We start from the raw sequence: 15,929 nt of genomic DNA, 5'->3' as shown, positions 1-15,929 counted from the left end.
CGGTGGAGCTGCATGACAAAGTCATCGGGCATTATCTGAACATAAAACACTATCAATAAGTTGGAGTCATTACCAACGTGCCCTATATAAAAATTAGCGCAATTGATTACAGTCTAAATATCAACGGTGATTACAAAGCCACTGTTACAGGCGGCGGAGAGGGTATCGCAACGCTGATCCCTGTATTGAATGGTGTTCATCAAGCTGGTCTGAGTACCACAATACAATTCACTCGAGCAGAAGACAAAATAATGAGCGGTACAGTATCAGTCAATGGTACTGACCTACCGACAACTACATTCCCTTCGCAGGGGTTCACCGGGGCGTATTATCAGTTGAATAATGACAACTTTGCCCCAGGAAAAACGGCGGCTGATTATGAGTTTTCAAGCTCTGCCTCCTGGGTCGATGTTGATGCTACCGGTAAAGTGACATTTAAAAATGTCGGCAGCAATTGGGAAAGGATTACGGCGACGCCAAAATCAGGAGGCCCTAGCTATGTATACGAAATCCGTGTGAAGAGTTGGTGGGTGAACGCCGGCGATGCTTTCATGATATACAGCCTTGCTGAAAATTTTTGCAGTAGCAATGGCTACACACTTCCCCGTGCAGACCATTTAAACCATAGTCGTTCCCGAGGCATCGGGTCACTGTACAGTGAATGGGGAGATATGGGGCATTACACGACTGACGCTGGTTTTCAATCAAATATGTATTGGTCATCTAGTCCCGCAAACTCAAGCGAACAATACGTAGTTTCCCTGGCAACAGGTGATCAAAGCGTATTTGAAAAGCTTGGGTTTGCTTATGCGACATGTTATAAAAACATCTGATTTTCCTCTATAATTTCTTAAAGAGTGCTCCATTCGGGGCACTCTTTTTTTACATTCCCTCTATAGAGCTTGCTCTTCTCTCACAGAAAATGAATAAATAAAAATGCGATACCGCCAGATTCGCGTTCGGTGTGACTATGATCATTTTCGGTGAGTACAGCTTTGATCCAAAGGCTGGTTTTCTGTGATGATTGACCAGCCTCAGAGTATTGATGACACCACCGTTCATAACAGATCGGCATTACTATGCATAAGTACTGTCTCATATTCTCGCCAAAACACTTTTTAATGCCTTTGCGAATTCATCCAGACTTATATTGTCAATTTTTTGCCCAACGACGACTGACTCCGAAACATCGGCCATTGCGGGCCATCGCGTTTTGTAATCAGCATAAATTGCAACAACGGGAGTATTATAGGCACTTGCCATATGTAATATTGAGGTGTCAGGAGTTATTGCGATATAAGCATCTTTTATGATTGCTGCTGAACGTTTAATCGAGGGTGGTAAGGATAAACGGTAGACATTATTATAACAATCCACTAATGCCCTGGCTTTATCTTCACCTTTGGGTCCATGAACGATCACTATTGGCATATCTGTTTCAATTTGAATTTTTGCTATTAGATTTTCTGCAATCGATAATGAAAATGTACGTTCCTGCGAGCTACCTTCTAAATTGAACGCAATGTAAGATCCTAACGATCGCATTTCCTCGCGCACCTCATCGAGTACATCTTCACTTAGTGGCAATTCATATATTGGCCTGACTGCTGGAAAACCCGCCTCACGCATCATAAATGCCCATGTCATAGGTACGGGAGCCCGGAGTTTCTGATCCATACGGGACGCGTTCTTGCACAAAGGGGAGAAGCAATTCATGGTTATACCAACAACCTGAAAATTCGTTTTTGCTTTCAACTGACTGATAAATAACATCGTTTTCAGGTTCTTTTTACGCATCCCCTCAATGCAAAGATCCGGCGTACCGTATTGCTGTGTTATGTTCTTTGCTAAATCTTTTATTTCTTTTAATGTTGCGTGATCCTGCATAGTCATTGTGACTAATGTTAATTTAGTCTGTTCAAGTTTAAGCGCATTAAAGACTTCTAAATTAATTGTCGACATTACAATTAAAAGATGCTTAATTTTATGCAATTCAAGCGCCCGAATAACAGGAAAGATGGCCATAGCATCGCCAATCTTATCGGGAATATGGATGACAACAAAGTCTGTTTTTTCAATATTGAAATTATAAGCTTTATAATCGTAGTAACTAAATGCAATACGTCTCAACAATGATGCTAAAAACATACCTAACCTCGCCTCCCTACTGGTTATAATGCAATGCAGTCTATCAGGCTCATCAGGGTGCCATTTTGTGCATATGCGGACTTTTATGTTTCATATCTCTAACCTGTGGGTCCTCTGCTTAATCCTTAAACAACACCAGCAACTCCTGCGCTTTCATCTTCCATCGAATTTTTCATGTTGCCGCTAATCAGCCATAAAATCATTTGCAGATGCGCTCTGTCGAGGTAGTCTCATAAGGTTCGTTTATAGATCGACGGCAATGTGAGTTACCTTTTCCATACTAATTATAAAAAGACAGTACAAACAGGATCATTATGGACTCCACGCTCATCTCCACTCGTCCCGATGAAGGGACGCTTTCGTTAAGTCGCGCCCGACGAGCTGCGTTAGGCAGCTTCGCTGGTGCCGTCGTCGACTGGTATGATTTTTTACTCTATGGCATCACCGCCGCACTGGTGTTTAATCGCGAGTTTTTCCCGCAAGTAAGCCCGGCGATGGGAACGCTCGCCGCATTTGCTACCTTTGGCGTCGGATTCCTTTTCCGTCCGCTCGGCGGTGTCATTTTCGGTCACTTTGGCGACCGACTGGGACGTAAGCGCATGTTAATGCTGACCGTCTGGATGATGGGCATCGCGACAGCCTTGATTGGTATTCTTCCTTCATTCTCGACCATTGGGTGGTGGGCACCTATTTTGCTGGTGACACTGCGTGCCATTCAGGGATTTGCCGTCGGCGGCGAATGGGGAGGCGCGGCGTTGCTTTCCGTTGAAAGTGCACCGAAAAATAAAAAAGCCTTTTACAGTAGCGGTGTACAAGTTGGCTACGGTGTAGGTTTACTGCTTTCAACCGGACTGGTTTCATTGATCAGTATGATGACGACTGACGAACAGTTTTTAAGCTGGGGCTGGCGCATTCCTTTCCTATTTAGCATCGTACTGGTACTGGGAGCATTGTGGGTGCGCAATGGCATGGAAGAGTCCGCGGAATTTGAACAACAGCAACATTATCAAGCTGCCGCGAAAAAACGCATCCCGGTTATCGAAGCGCTGTTACGACATCCCGGTGCTTTCCTGAAGATTATTGCGCTACGACTGTGCGAATTGCTGACGATGTACATCGTTACTGCCTTTGCACTTAATTATTCAACCCAGAATATGGGGCTACCGCGCGAACTTTTCCTTAATATTGGTTTGCTGGTAGGTGGATTAAGCTGCCTGACAATTCCCTGTTTTGCCTGGCTTGCCGATCGTTTTGGTCGCCGTAGGGTTTATATCACAGGTGCGTTAATCGGAACGTTGAGCGCATTTCCTTTCTTTATGGCGCTTGAAGCACAATCTATTTTCTGGATAGTTTTCTTCTCCATAATGCTGGCAAACATTGCGCATGACATGGTGGTGTGTGTGCAACAACCGATGTTTACCGAAATGTTTGGTGCCAGTTATCGCTATAGTGGCGCTGGAGTCGGTTATCAGGTTGCCAGTGTGGTTGGCGGTGGATTTACACCTTTTATTGCCGCTGCACTCATCACTTACTTTGCCGGGAACTGGCATAGCGTCGCCATTTATTTGCTGGCTGGATGCCTGATTTCCGCAATGACCGCTTTGTTGATGAAAGACAGTCAACGCGCTTGATAGCCTGGCGAAGATCATCCGATCTTCGCCTTACACTTTTGTTTCACATTTCTGTGACATACTATCGGATGTGCGGTAATTGTATGGAACAGGAGACACACATGAATAATAAGGGCTCCGGTCTGACCCCAGCTCAGGCACTGGATAAACTCGACGCGCTGTATGAGCAATCTGTAGTCGCATTACGCAACGCCATTGGCAACTATATTACCAGTGGCGAATTACCTGATGAAAACGCCCGCAAACAAGGTCTTTTTGTCTATCCATCACTGACCGTAACCTGGGACGGTAGCACAACCAATCCCCCCAAAACGCGCGCATTTGGTCGTTTTACTCACGCAGGCAGCTACACCACCACGATTACTCGCCCTACTCTCTTTCGTTCGTATCTTAATGAACAACTTACGTTGCTGTATCAGGATTATGGTGCGCATATCTCTGTGCAACCCTCGCAGCATGAAATCCCTTATCCTTATGTCATCGATGGCTCTGAATTGACACTTGATCGCTCAATGAGCGCTGGGTTAACTCGCTACTTCCCGACAACAGAACTGGCGCAAATTGGCGATGAAACTGCAGACGGCATTTATCATCCAACGGAATTCTCCCCGCTATCGCATTTTGATGCGCGCCGCGTCGATTTTTCCCTCGCACGGTTGCGCCATTATACCGGTACGCCAGTTGAACATTTTCAGCCGTTCGTCTTGTTTACCAACTACACACGTTATGTGGATGAATTCGTTCGTTGGGGATGCAGCCAGATCCTCGATCCTGATAGTCCTTACATTGCCCTTTCTTGTGCTGGCGGGAACTGGATCACCGCCGAAACCGAAGCGCCAGAAGAAGCCATTTCCGACCTTGCATGGAAAAAACACCAGATGCCAGCATGGCATTTAATTACCGCCGATGCTCAGGGTATTACTCTGGTGAATATTGGCGTGGGACCGTCCAATGCTAAAACCATCTGCGATCATCTGGCAGTGCTACGCCCGGATGTCTGGTTGATGATTGGTCACTGTGGCGGATTACGTGAAAGTCAGGCCATTGGCGATTATGTACTTGCACACGCTTATTTACGCGATGACCACGTTCTTGATGCGGTTCTGCCGCCCGATATTCCTATTCCGAGCATTGCTGAAGTGCAACGTGCGCTTTATGACGCCACCAAGCTGGTGAGTGGCAGGCCCGGTGAGGAAGTCAAACAGCGGCTACGTACAGGTACTGTGGTAACCACAGATGACAGGAACTGGGAATTACGTTACTCAGCTTCTGCACTTCGTTTTAACTTAAGCCGGGCCGTAGCAATTGATATGGAAAGTGCAACCATTGCCGCGCAAGGATATCGTTTCCGCGTGCCATACGGGACACTACTGTGTGTTTCAGATAAACCGTTGCATGGCGAGATTAAACTTCCCGGTCAGGCTAACCGTTTTTATGAAGGTGCTATTTCCGAACACCTGCAAATTGGCATTCGGGCGATCGATTTGCTGCGCGCAGAAGGCGACCGACTGCATTCGCGTAAATTACGAACCTTTAATGAGCCGCCGTTCCGATAATAAGTTCTGAACCTTCTCATCAGAAATAGATGTGAAGGATTAAGTAAGACATCTGGCAAATAGCCTGCAATCAACGCGGGCTGTTTGCTTCTTTGGGCAGATGCGAGTTTCATTATCGTCTTAATGATTTCCGCATATTAAAAGCATGTATGCTTTCAAAATATAATTATAAAAAATCCCGCCAACAACATTAGTTTTTATAAAACAAAATATAAGATTATGGCTTTAGAATATTTTTACTTCTAATAGACGAGATTTTTCCTGTTATGATATAATATGCTGATTTAACACATGTTAACGATTTACCAGTAATGTAAATAAATTTTCGAGGAGATCATTCCAGTGGGACGTAAATGGGCCAATATTGTTGCTAAAAAAACGGCTAAAGACGGTGCAACGTCTAAAATTTATGCAAAATTCGGTGTAGAAATCTATGCTGCTGCTAAACAAGGTGAACCCGATCCAGAATTAAACACATCTTTAAAATTCGTTATTGAACGTGCAAAGCAGGCACAAGTTCCAAAGCACGTTATTGATAAAGCAATTGATAAAGCCAAAGGCGGCGGAGATGAAACGTTCGTGCAGGGCCGTTATGAAGGCTTTGGTCCTAATGGCTCAATGATTATCGCCGAGACATTGACTTCAAATGTTAACCGTACGATTGCTAACGTTCGCACAATTTTCAATAAAAAAGGCGGCAATATCGGAGCGGCAGGTTCTGTCAGCTATATGTTTGACAATACGGGTGTGATTGTATTTAAAGGATCAGACCCTGACCATATTTTTGAAATTTTACTTGAAGCTGAAGTTGATGTTCGTGATGTGACTGAAGAAGAAGGTAACATTGTTATTTATACCGAACCTACTGACCTTCATAAAGGAATCGCGGCTCTAAAAGCAGCTGGAATCACTGAGTTCTCAACAACAGAATTAGAAATGATTGCGCAATCTGAAGTTGAGCTTTCCCCAGAAGATTTAGAAATCTTTGAAGGGCTTGTTGATGCCCTTGAAGATGACGACGATGTACAAAAAGTTTATCATAACGTCGCAAATCTCTAATTATATTTTAAAGAAATCTGTCTTTACGGCAGATTTCTTTAATCTCATATAACCCTTATAAAAAATATAATGTTCAACTCGTCATATTGATTATAAGAAATCCCCGTTCCCAGAGAAATAATATTTATTAAAATTCCAGTTCTTCTTTTTCTGATTACAGAAGGCAAAGTGGCAATTACGCATAGTTTCCCGATAAAGACGCGATAGCGACATCCCGCATAAGGCATTTTTCTCTTTATCTTTGTACGGTACTTCATGGAACAGAGTTTTTGACCTTGCGAATCGTGATGTCTGTTGGGGGGCAACTTGCTCACTGAAGCGTGAGACTCGATTAAGCGCACGAAACACAGAAATCAAAAAACCCGGTCACTTTTTTACAAGGTAACCGGGTAAAAATAATTTTTATTTTTTAACTGTTTTGAGACTCATAGAGATGTCTCAAAACTAAAATTTGGCTCCTCTGACTGGACTCGAACCAGTGACATACGGATTAACAGTCCGCCGTTCTACCGACTGAACTACAGAGGAATCGTGAGAACGAGGCGAATATTAGCGATGCCCACCCACAATGTCAAAGCCTGTTTTTTAAATTTGAAATCGTTTGCTGAAATAATCTGCATTTTGTCGTTTATTCCGACACAACTGGCTTTTTTTCACACTTTTGCGGCTCGGGTCGAGGGTATTTCCATAGCCAACGTCCAGTAACCATTCGCCAGTAAAACAGCACGGCCCGCACAGCCCAGTCGGCAAACATTCCCATCCAGACACCAACCACACCCCAGCCAAGCATGATTCCCAGCACATAACCGACTACAACCCGACAACCCCACATGCTCAACATCGAAACCCACATGGCGTAACGGGCATCACGAGCACCTTTAAATCCAGCGGGTAGCACCCATGAGGCGGACCAAATAGGCATAAATAAAGCATTTAGCCAAATCAGAATCACAACGACATGTTTAACCTGTGGATCCTGGGTGTAAAACGATGCCATAAGCCCGGCAAAGGGAGCCGTTAGCCAGGCGATGGCCGTTAATCCAAGAGTGGACAGCCAGAACACATGCCGCAACTGAATCTCTGCTTGCGCTATCTGCCCTACCCCCAACCTTCGGCCTGTAATGATCGTAGAAGCAGAGCCGAGCGCACTTCCGGGTAAGTTGATAAGAGCCACAATTGAAAACGCGATAAAATTTCCGGCAATAACACTGGTCCCCATCCCGGCAACGAACATTTGGGTTAATAACCGACCACTGGTAAATAACACTGATTCGACACTAGCGGGAATACCAATCCCCATGACTTCCCAGATAATGCTAAAATTCAGCGGTTTAAAATAGCTCTTTAACGAAATCCTTAGCGCAGGATTAAAACCAATCGCCAGCACCCACAAAATTGCAACTGCGCCAATATAACGAGAAATGGTTAAACCCAGCCCTGCCCCGACAAATCCCAGTCCCGGCCAGGAGAAAAGGCCGTAAATCAATATGCCGCTAATAATAATATTAAGAATATTCAGGCTACCGTTAATCAGTAGCGGTATTTTCGTATTCCCTGCACCACGAAGTGCCCCGCTACCAATCAAAGTGATGGCAACTGCTGGATAACTGAGTACCGTCAGCTCCAGATAAGTCAACGCCAGTGCTTTAACTTCTGTCGTGGCATCACCCGCGACGAAATCAATAATTTGTTCGCCAAAATGATGAATAAGCGTTGCCAACAGTACGGCAAACAACGTCATGATCACCAATGACTGCCGCGTCGCCACCCTCGCTCGTCGTCGATCCCGCTTACCGAGACTAAATGCCACAACGACAGTAGTACCAAGATCGATAGCAGCAAAAAAAGCCATAATGACCATATTGAAGCTGTCCGCCAATCCCACGCCGGCCATCGCATCTTTTCCCAGCCAGCTGACCAGAAAAGTGCTCAGGACACCCATCAACAGGACACAGGCATTCTCCATGAAGATAGGAACAGCAAGCGGGGTTATCTCGCGCCAGAACAACACTTTGTAGCTCTTGCGTTTAGCGTGCCAGCGAGTGCCGTGAACAACCTGGCGTAAAGCAGAGGAGATATTCAAAGCCGACCTTAATTGCAGAAAGTGAAACCACATTTCAAATAATGAGGGAGAATCAGCAAAGCTGCAAAGATTTTCGCCAACAAATTGTCTGCAAATGCAACAAACTGTTGATAGAAACGGCAAACAGTTGGGAAATTTAAAAATCGGGTTTGACAAAAGATTTTTCGCCGTTAAGATATGCCTCAACAGCGATTCCTCTGTAGTTCAGTCGGTAGAACGGCGGACTGTTAATCCGTATGTCACTGGTTCGAGTCCAGTCAGAGGAGCCAAATTTCTGAAAAGCCCGCTTTTATAGCGGGCTTTTTGCTATATCTGATAATCAATTTCCTCTTCACTGTTCTCCATCACCTGGCGCTTGATATCCTCAACTGACAGTCCTGCATTACAAAGTTCCAGAAAGCGCCAGACATAGTTACGTTGAAGTTGCCCTCGCTTCAGTCCCAACCATACAGTATTGGCATCGAAAAGATGCCGCGTATCCAGACGGATTAAATTCTCTTCCTCTTGTTCGCCGCTGGATTGTTCGGCAACTAATCCAATCCCCAGCCCAAGAGCAACATAGGTTTTAATGACATCAGAATCCTGCGCACTTAATACAATATCTGCCAGCAAACCTTTGCGGGCAAATGCGTCATCAATACGTGAGCGCCCCGTAATCCCCTGTCGGTAAGTGATTAACGGCCACTTCGCTATTGATTCCAGCGTCAACGGTGTAATTTGCGTCAAGGGATGATCGAGTGGAACAAGCAAACTATGGTGCCAACGAAACCACGGGAAGGCGACGAGCTGCGGGTCATTACTCAAACGCTCGCTGGCGATACCAATATCAGCTTCGCCATTTTGCAACAACGTCGCAATTTCCTGTGGCGTACCCTGGATTAGCTCCAGCCGAACCTCCGGGAAAAGTTCGCGAAAAGCTTTAATGACCTCAGGCAAGCTATAACGTGCCTGAGTATGCGTCGTTGCAATAGTGAGAACGCCAGACGTATCGTTGGTAAACAGGTCTGCAAGCCGACGAACATTACTGGCTTCATTCAGAATACGTTCTGCAATGACCAGTAATGCTTTGCCCGGTTCAGTCATGCCCAGCAGTCGCTTACCTCGTCGAACAAATATTTCGATGCCAAGTTCATCCTCCAGTTCCCGAATATGACGGCTGACGCCGGACTGCGAGGTAAAAAGCATATTCGCAACCTCTGTCAGGTTGTAATCCTGACGTGCAGCCTCGCGGATTATCTTTAGTTGTTGGAAATTCACGGTAAACTCCGGGCAGCTCAGATTTCCCGTTATTGTTAAAGTCTAATGCCCGGCATAACAAATAATAAAAACCCGCATCTTATTCCATCCCGATATAACGCTTAGCTCACCAATTGCCACTGCCTTTTTTCCATCACTGGAGAACTAATCACTGACATTAACAACTCTTTCACTGCCTGTGCCTGTGGCGATAAGTTCGCTCTGGCGGGTAAATTTAATGACAAAGAGAGACTCATGGAAGGCGTGGTAATGCGTGACATCCACCCATTTACTGCGCCACATAACGAACGCGCGGCCGATTCGGGTAATACTGCAACGCCCATGCCGCTGGCAATCGCTGCGGTAAGCGTGGCAATAGACTCAATTTCACCAATGACTTTTGCCGTGAGCCGCCGTAGGGAAAAAGCCTCATCAACACGAAGTCTAACAGCACTGTAATCACTGGGGAGAAAGAGGTTCATTTGCGCAATAGCATTAACATCAACGCTTTGCCCCGGGCAATCTTGAGTTCCTACCAGGAAAAGATCTTCTTTCAGCAAAGCCTGACTGGATACCCCAGCCACAGGGGAATGCTCATAAATCACCGCCATATCGAGTTGGTGATTTATCAGTTTTTCGTTAAGCACTGCACCGCTATTTTCATGAAGATAGATAACGATCTCCGGGAATTCAGCGCGAACCGCTTGTAATAAGGGCATGGTGATAGATGACGCAGCGGTTCCTGGCGCAAAGCCAATCGAGACTTGCCCCGATAATGCCTGACCAACGTTATGCACCGCCAGTTGGGCCTGCTCACACTGACGTAAAATGGCCCGCGCATGGGTATAGAGAATTTTTCCGGCGTCTGTTGGCGTAACGCCCCGTTTTGTGCGAATCAAAAGTTGTTGATTTAACTCACCTTCCAGTGTGGCAACCTGCTGGCTGAGCGCTGGTTGTGCGATATGCAATACTTCAGCAGCCTGAGTCAGGCTACCAATATCTACAATTTTTACGAAGTATTTCAGGCGTCTGAAGTTCATGTTGCCTCCGGTTTTTGAGAATCGGCCCAAGTGCCGCCATTACTTACAACCAGACTGCAAGATGCTTGCCAGTTTTATTTTGGCGTTGATGTACAAGCTAACCAACTGTCAAATAAGAGATTATGATAGATTTGTCATTGGCTCTTTTCACCAGCAGTCGCGTTCCCCTGCCCTATAAAAGGAGGGTATGCACCACGATGGTTCATTACCAATAAGATTGAAATCTCATCACTTTGTTGAAATTGGCAGCAAACAAACAAAAAAAATGCATTTCACCCTTTGACATCACCATGCACTGCCATTAATATGCGCCCCGTTCACACGATTCCTCTGTAGTTCAGTCGGTAGAACGGCGGACTGTTAATCCGTATGTCACTGGTTCGAGTCCAGTCAGAGGAGCCAAATTCAAAAAAGCCTGCTTTCTAGCAGGCTTTTTGCTTTCTAATTACCAACGCTCTTAAAACATCTGTCTTGAACCAGAACTAATTTGCACAGGCATTCCTGATCGACGTTGCAACGCAGCATTTGCGCGATTCACATCAACTTCTTGCCCGTTGATAAACGCCCGCAAAGATGGGGTTACCGGCAATGGCACTTTTCGGTCAGACTCATATTCTGTACGATTGCGCGACAGCGGCTCATGAACTTCCAGCCAGTTCGAGCCATCTGGTTCAGTGGTGTATTTTACTGGCTGGTCGATAATTTGCACACGCGTTCCAACAGGAACATTATCAAACAGATATTTGATATCGTCATTGCGCAGACGAATACAGCCCTGACTTACCCGAAGTCCAATACCAAAATTGGCATTGGTACCGTGGATGGCATACAACCTGCCAATATAAATCGCGTACAGCCCCATGGGGTTATCGGGCCCCGCAGGAACAAATGCGGGCAAACTCTCCCCTCGTTTCGCATATTCGCGCCGAGTGTTCGGCGTTGGCGTCCAGGTTGGTGCTTCTTGTTTACGTTCAACGGTAGTCACCCAGTTACGCGGGGTTTCTCGCCCAGCCTGGCCGATACCAATAGGAAAGACTTCCACTGTATTACTGTCTGGCGGATAGTAATAAAGACGCATTTCAGCGACGTTAACCACAATCCCTTTACGAACAGTGGCGGGCAAAATCAGTTGCTGCGGAATGGTGAGTTGTGAGCCAGGCTTCGGCAAAAAAACATCAGCGCCCGGATTCGCTTCCAGCATATTACTTAACCCTTGCCCGTATTGTGCGGCAAAAGTCTCCAGCGGCTGAGTATTGTGATCAGGAACAGTTACAGTAAGCGACTGCCCCACTAAACGGCTACCCTCTGGAGGTAATGGATAAGTTACCGCCAGGCTATTTTGGCTGGCAAAAAGCAGAGCAAATGAGCAAAGAATATTTACACGACGCATCATGTCCCTTTCCTAAGTCGCGAATACTATCCGATAAGTATAGCTTTTATCAGACTTTTCGTTTTTAGCTGTTCAAATCAGAAGTCGTATTCCCCGGTAGAACAATATTACTGGCAGCAAGTTCGCCCATGTTGTTGTATATCGCACAAGCAGCTTCGATGATGGGCATCGCCAGAGCTGCACCACTCCCCTCACCTAAACGCATATCCATATTGAGATAAGGCTCCAGCCCCAAATGCGAGAGCGCTATACGCGCGCCTTTTTCTACCGACAAGTGAGAAGGAATGAGATACGGTTTGATTGCAGGAGACATCTGGCAGGCTGCGAGCGCAGCAGCATAAGAAAGAAATCCATCCAGCAACACGGGTAAACCGCAGGAAGCAGCACCTAACATCACTCCAGCTATTCCGACCAAATCAAATCCACCCACTTTTGCCAAGACATCAATACCATCCTGAGGATTTGGTTGATTCAACGTAATCGCCCGACGCACAACATCAATTTTATTAGCCAGTTTATCTGTCGGCAGGTTTGCGCCAATCCCAACCACTTCTTCAGGATCCCGGCCAGTGATTGTGCTGACTATTGCCGCTGCCGGTGTCGTGTTTGCCATCCCCAGTTCACCTACACCAAACAGCGTGACACCGTTTTTTGCCAGCTCCCGCGTATAACATATGACGTCCAAAAGCAACTTTTCAGCCTGACGGCGACTCATTGCCGGAGCTGAAGCAATATTGCCGCTACCTCGTGCGACACGCATGTTGATAAGCCCGGGGATAGGCTCAGCACTATCAATACCAACATCAACTACGTGGACGTTAGCGCCCGCTTGTGCTGCCAGCACACACACGCCGGTTGTTCCGCGGGTCATATTTTCAGCCTGAATGGCTGTCACTTCTTTTGGGGAAATAGCGACCCCTTCCTCCCAGACGCCGTGATCGGCACACATAACCAGTACCGCTTTTTTGCCCACATGCGGTATGCCATTCAACCCCGGCATTCCCGCCAGTTGTATGGCAAGCGCCTCCAGCCTTCCCAGGCTACCAACAGGTTTGAGTAACCCGTCAATATGCCGTTGTGCACGCGACATAGCGGCAGGATCGATAGCAGGGATCGTATTCAGTAAATCGGCAAGTGTTTGCATGTCACGTCTCTTTATAGCAGTGCCAGCAGGAAGACCAGTTCACCAAGCTCTATAGCAGCTCCCAGCGTATCGCCGGTTTGCCCGCCCAGCGTACGTTTGAGAAGCTGACCGAGGATGAAAATCGCCACCATCGTCACCACCATAGCAGCCACACCATGCATACCCGGCAATAATACGGCAGCAAAAATAGCGGCTAAGCCGAGTGTGACGCAGGTTTGTCGCCCATCAATTTTGCCAATGAACACATTGCCAAGCCCTTCTTCCCGGGCATAACGATGACGATACATCAATAATGCGGCAGTCCCGCGGCTGACCGCACATGCTGCCGCCAGCGATGCAAGGATCGGTTCGCCACGCAGAGCCAACTCGCTTAATACCAGAATCTTTGCCAGTACAACAAAAATCAATGCCAGACCGCCATGGGTGCCTAAACGGCTATCACGCATGATTTCCAACATGCGATCGCGGCTACGTGCAGAAAATACGCCATCACAGGTATCGGCGAGGCCGTCTAGGTGGAATCCCCCGGTCATCAGCGCCAGCACAAGTACGCTAAACAGTGCCGCCAGTGGTACGCCACACCATGCCTGCAGCACCATGAAGACCAGCCCGCTAATCGCGCCAAGCAATAATCCAATTAAAGGAAAAGTAATAATACCGCGAGAATAATGCTCGAAATCCAGTCCCTGGGACCAGCGACGCGGTACAGGCAGACGCGTAATAAATGAGAGCATCGCCCAAAATAATTTACTCATTTGATTTTTACTCCAATACCCGAAACCACCAGCCATACTTCATTTGCCGCAGCGGCCAGCTGCTGATTTACCCGCCCGGCAATATCACGAAAATATCGTGCCAGACGACTCTCCGGCACAATCCCCATTCCCACTTCGTTAGTCACTAATACAACCTTTGCGGGGCAACATTGGCAGGCAGCAATCAACGACTGAATCTCAGCATTAATCGCCTGTTCCATCGCCTGATAATCCCATTCATCAGGGTCTTTATCGCCGCCATAATCAAACAACAGATTAGTCACCATTGTGGTAACGCATTCCAGCAACACAGCTTCATGCGGGTTAATGTCTGCATGAATTAATTCATCAAGATGTTGCCAACGCTCCACCGTGCGCCAGTGCGCCGGACGGCCTTGCCGATGATGTTCTATCCGTGCAGCCATCTCGTCATCAAGGATTTGCGAGGTGGCGATATACAGAACCTGTGAAGAGTCCCCAATAAGCGCCTCTGCGTGGCGACTCTTCCCGCTCCGTGCGCCCCCCGTCACCAAAATCATCATACCGACTCCTGATTCAATTGTATGATGGTATTCATTGAACAGAACAATGGATCCCCCACCATTGCTGACCGCAAAACATTTACACGATCAATACTGCGCGTAATATAATTAAAAATCCAGCATTCTCAATCCATTACGAAAGAAGATGGCATTGTGGAATAGCCAGACTTCCTCGTGTTAACGTCCGACAAAATGCGTCATTGACAGCGGTTTCTGTGGATTGACACATTTCATTCAGATAATGAATTAATGCTACTGCCGGACCAACCAGCAAACGGGCATTGTGTTCTGAAATCCAGGCTATTGATTCAACGTCAGCGACAGATCTGCGCTGTAAAAGAACTTGTAAAACAACGCAATAGAATTATCCGGAATGGTAGCGACTATGCACTAGAACACCACAATTTCGCTCTCTCGGTAAGGCACTGTCACAGCATTCAACAGAATGTGACTTGCCAGATTTATTAGCGCCACCAGATGTTTAACCGGGTAACCACGACCCAGTCGGGGATATATTCCATCTTCTCGCTGACATCATCAAGAATAAAAAGGTTTATCACACTCAGAGCAACGTTCTTCAGCAGGCGGGATAATTCTTCAACATTTAAAAGATGTGTTATTAAAGGCATACAAACTGGACGTATTGTATTTTCTTTTGGTGGTTGACCTAAGGTAGCAGTTTATCCTGATGCGCTGAGATTTCTGTAATATCTACGTCAACATTCTCCTCGAATAGAAAATGCAGCCTCGGCAAGTGATTCACATTTTTTAACAAAACGTTGTTAGCGTGCCATTTTCAGAAGCTCTCCAAGAAAGCGAATTCTTTTCTCAAATTCTGCATTCTCAGACACAGCTTTCTACTCCATGGCAATGGCCCAAATACGAAGTTGCTCAGGATCATTAGTGGTGCTGAGAAGTTAAATAACCATGCGGAGTACCACTCGTCATCACGTATTTATATATCATGAAGCTATTGTTGTGTTTTGTACATCAGTAGATGTATTCTGATATACTCCTTTTGCTAGACATAACCTTTCACCTGCTTGCAAAGCTTCTGTGTTCTGACATTGCCAAATTGTTGCAATTCTGTATCCAGCCTTCTTTCAGTCATAGCTTCGGGCCGCGATAAGACTCACTGATCTGACCCTGATTCCTCTTGCAGACTTTATAGACCAATTAAAATGCAGTTTCTGCAGGTCAACGTCTGACCATCATTGTCATCACTCTGGCCATTAGAGTAACCTTCTGCATTCATCCTTTTGTAAAAAGTTGGTGATGCTGCCAACTTACTGATTTAGTGTATGATGGTGTTTTTGAGGTGCTCCAGTGGCTTCTGTTTCTATCA

12 protein-coding genes, 3 tRNA genes and 3 pseudogenes are annotated in these 15,929 nt (G+C 46.3%); 7 read left to right on the top strand and 11 right to left on the bottom strand.

Going from position 1 to position 15,929, the window contains the following annotated elements:
• The first annotated feature begins 2 nt into the window (after nucleotides 1–2).
• Nucleotides 3–59 (top strand): IS1 family transposase, encoded by a 57-nt coding sequence (locus RTW80_RS20460; protein ID WP_003032489.1) that lies wholly within the window; start codon nucleotides 3–5, stop codon nucleotides 57–59.
• A 12-nt stretch (nucleotides 60–71) separates the two neighbouring features.
• Nucleotides 72–833 (top strand): annotated as a pseudogene (locus RTW80_RS20455) (inverse autotransporter adhesin-like protein YeeJ); the annotation flags it as partial.
• A gap of 262 nt (nucleotides 834–1,095) precedes the next feature.
• On the opposite strand, the gene RTW80_RS20450 reads toward RTW80_RS20455, so the two are convergent.
• On the bottom strand, nucleotides 1,096–2,148 hold the full coding sequence (locus RTW80_RS20450) for a glycosyltransferase family 9 protein (protein WP_312719996.1): 1,053 nt from the start codon (nucleotides 2,146–2,148) through the stop codon (nucleotides 1,096–1,098).
• Nucleotides 2,149–2,462: 314 nt separating this feature from the next.
• Here RTW80_RS20450 and shiA point away from each other — a divergent pair, with 314 nt between their 5' ends.
• The 3 genes from shiA to RTW80_RS20435 all read left to right on the top strand — a co-directional run bounded on the left by shiA (nucleotide 2,463) and on the right by RTW80_RS20435 (nucleotide 6,394).
• Complete coding sequence (gene shiA, locus RTW80_RS20445) at nucleotides 2,463–3,779, top strand: shikimate transporter (protein WP_000378572.1); 1,317 nt, start codon at nucleotides 2,463–2,465, stop codon at nucleotides 3,777–3,779.
• A gap of 101 nt (nucleotides 3,780–3,880) precedes the next feature.
• Nucleotides 3,881–5,335 carry an AMP nucleosidase gene (amn, locus tag RTW80_RS20440; RefSeq protein WP_001060242.1) on the top strand — a complete coding sequence of 485 codons (1,455 nt, stop codon included), beginning with the start codon at nucleotides 3,881–3,883 and terminating at the stop codon, nucleotides 5,333–5,335.
• Between the two features lie 342 nt (nucleotides 5,336–5,677).
• A complete protein-coding gene (locus RTW80_RS20435; protein ID WP_000532912.1) occupies nucleotides 5,678–6,394 on the top strand; it encodes a YebC/PmpR family DNA-binding transcriptional regulator in 717 nt (238 codons plus the stop codon).
• 452 nt (nucleotides 6,395–6,846) lie between these two features.
• Here the strand turns inward: RTW80_RS20435 and RTW80_RS20430 are convergent.
• Both RTW80_RS20430 and yeeO read right to left on the bottom strand, forming a co-directional pair.
• Nucleotides 6,847–6,922 (bottom strand) — tRNA-Asn (locus tag RTW80_RS20430).
• Nucleotides 6,923–7,022: 100 nt separating this feature from the next.
• Complete coding sequence (gene yeeO / locus RTW80_RS20425) at nucleotides 7,023–8,510, bottom strand: toxic metabolite efflux MATE transporter YeeO (protein ID WP_077483005.1); 1,488 nt, start codon at nucleotides 8,508–8,510, stop codon at nucleotides 7,023–7,025.
• A gap of 160 nt (nucleotides 8,511–8,670) precedes the next feature.
• On the opposite strand from yeeO, the gene RTW80_RS20420 reads away from it, so the two are divergent.
• Nucleotides 8,671–8,746 (top strand) — tRNA-Asn (locus RTW80_RS20420).
• Between the two features lie 37 nt (nucleotides 8,747–8,783).
• On the opposite strand, the gene cbl is transcribed toward RTW80_RS20420, so the two are convergent.
• Together cbl and nac are read right to left on the bottom strand one after the other, a co-directional pair.
• Nucleotides 8,784–9,734, bottom strand: coding sequence for an HTH-type transcriptional regulator Cbl (gene cbl / locus RTW80_RS20415; RefSeq protein WP_001011017.1), 951 nt, complete (start codon nucleotides 9,732–9,734; stop codon nucleotides 8,784–8,786).
• 101 nt (nucleotides 9,735–9,835) lie between these two features.
• Entirely contained in the window at nucleotides 9,836–10,753 is a 918-nt protein-coding gene (gene nac, locus RTW80_RS20410) for a nitrogen assimilation transcriptional regulator NAC (RefSeq protein ID WP_001011466.1), read from the bottom strand.
• 326 nt (nucleotides 10,754–11,079) lie between these two features.
• Here nac and RTW80_RS20405 point away from each other — a divergent pair.
• Nucleotides 11,080–11,155, top strand: a tRNA-Asn gene (locus RTW80_RS20405).
• A 55-nt stretch (nucleotides 11,156–11,210) separates the two neighbouring features.
• Here the strand turns inward: RTW80_RS20405 and ldtA are convergent.
• The 6 genes and pseudogenes from ldtA to RTW80_RS20375 form a co-directional block, all read right to left on the bottom strand.
• Nucleotides 11,211–12,146, bottom strand: a complete 936-nt coding sequence (ldtA, locus tag RTW80_RS20400; protein WP_074152874.1) for a L,D-transpeptidase — start codon at nucleotides 12,144–12,146, stop codon at nucleotides 11,211–11,213.
• 61 nt (nucleotides 12,147–12,207) lie between these two features.
• Nucleotides 12,208–13,287 (bottom strand): nicotinate-nucleotide--dimethylbenzimidazole phosphoribosyltransferase, encoded by a 1,080-nt coding sequence (gene cobT, locus RTW80_RS20395; RefSeq protein ID WP_001193781.1) that lies wholly within the window; start codon nucleotides 13,285–13,287, stop codon nucleotides 12,208–12,210.
• An 11-nt stretch (nucleotides 13,288–13,298) separates the two neighbouring features.
• The gene (cobS, locus tag RTW80_RS20390; protein WP_001297350.1) at nucleotides 13,299–14,042 is read right to left on the bottom strand and encodes an adenosylcobinamide-GDP ribazoletransferase; all 744 of its coding nucleotides are present in this window, start codon (nucleotides 14,040–14,042) and stop codon (nucleotides 13,299–13,301) included.
• Complete coding sequence (cobU, locus tag RTW80_RS20385) at nucleotides 14,039–14,584, bottom strand: bifunctional adenosylcobinamide kinase/adenosylcobinamide-phosphate guanylyltransferase (RefSeq protein WP_000973158.1); 546 nt, start codon at nucleotides 14,582–14,584, stop codon at nucleotides 14,039–14,041. Before cobU ends, cobS begins: the two co-directional genes overlap by 4 nt.
• A 133-nt stretch (nucleotides 14,585–14,717) precedes the next feature.
• Nucleotides 14,718–14,879: pseudogene (locus RTW80_RS20380) on the bottom strand (cobalamin biosynthesis protein); the annotation flags it as partial.
• Nucleotides 14,880–14,887: 8 nt separating this feature from the next.
• Nucleotides 14,888–15,076 (bottom strand): annotated as a pseudogene (locus RTW80_RS20375) (IS4 family transposase); the annotation flags it as partial.
• Between the last annotated feature and the right edge of the window lie 853 nt (nucleotides 15,077–15,929).

Source organism: Escherichia sp. AM3, from assembly GCF_032029835.1.
Taxonomy (GTDB): Bacteria; Pseudomonadota; Gammaproteobacteria; order Enterobacterales; family Enterobacteriaceae; genus Escherichia; species Escherichia coli.
Note: the sequence above shows the minus strand (reverse complement) of the source record. Positions and strands in the feature narration are given on the sequence as shown.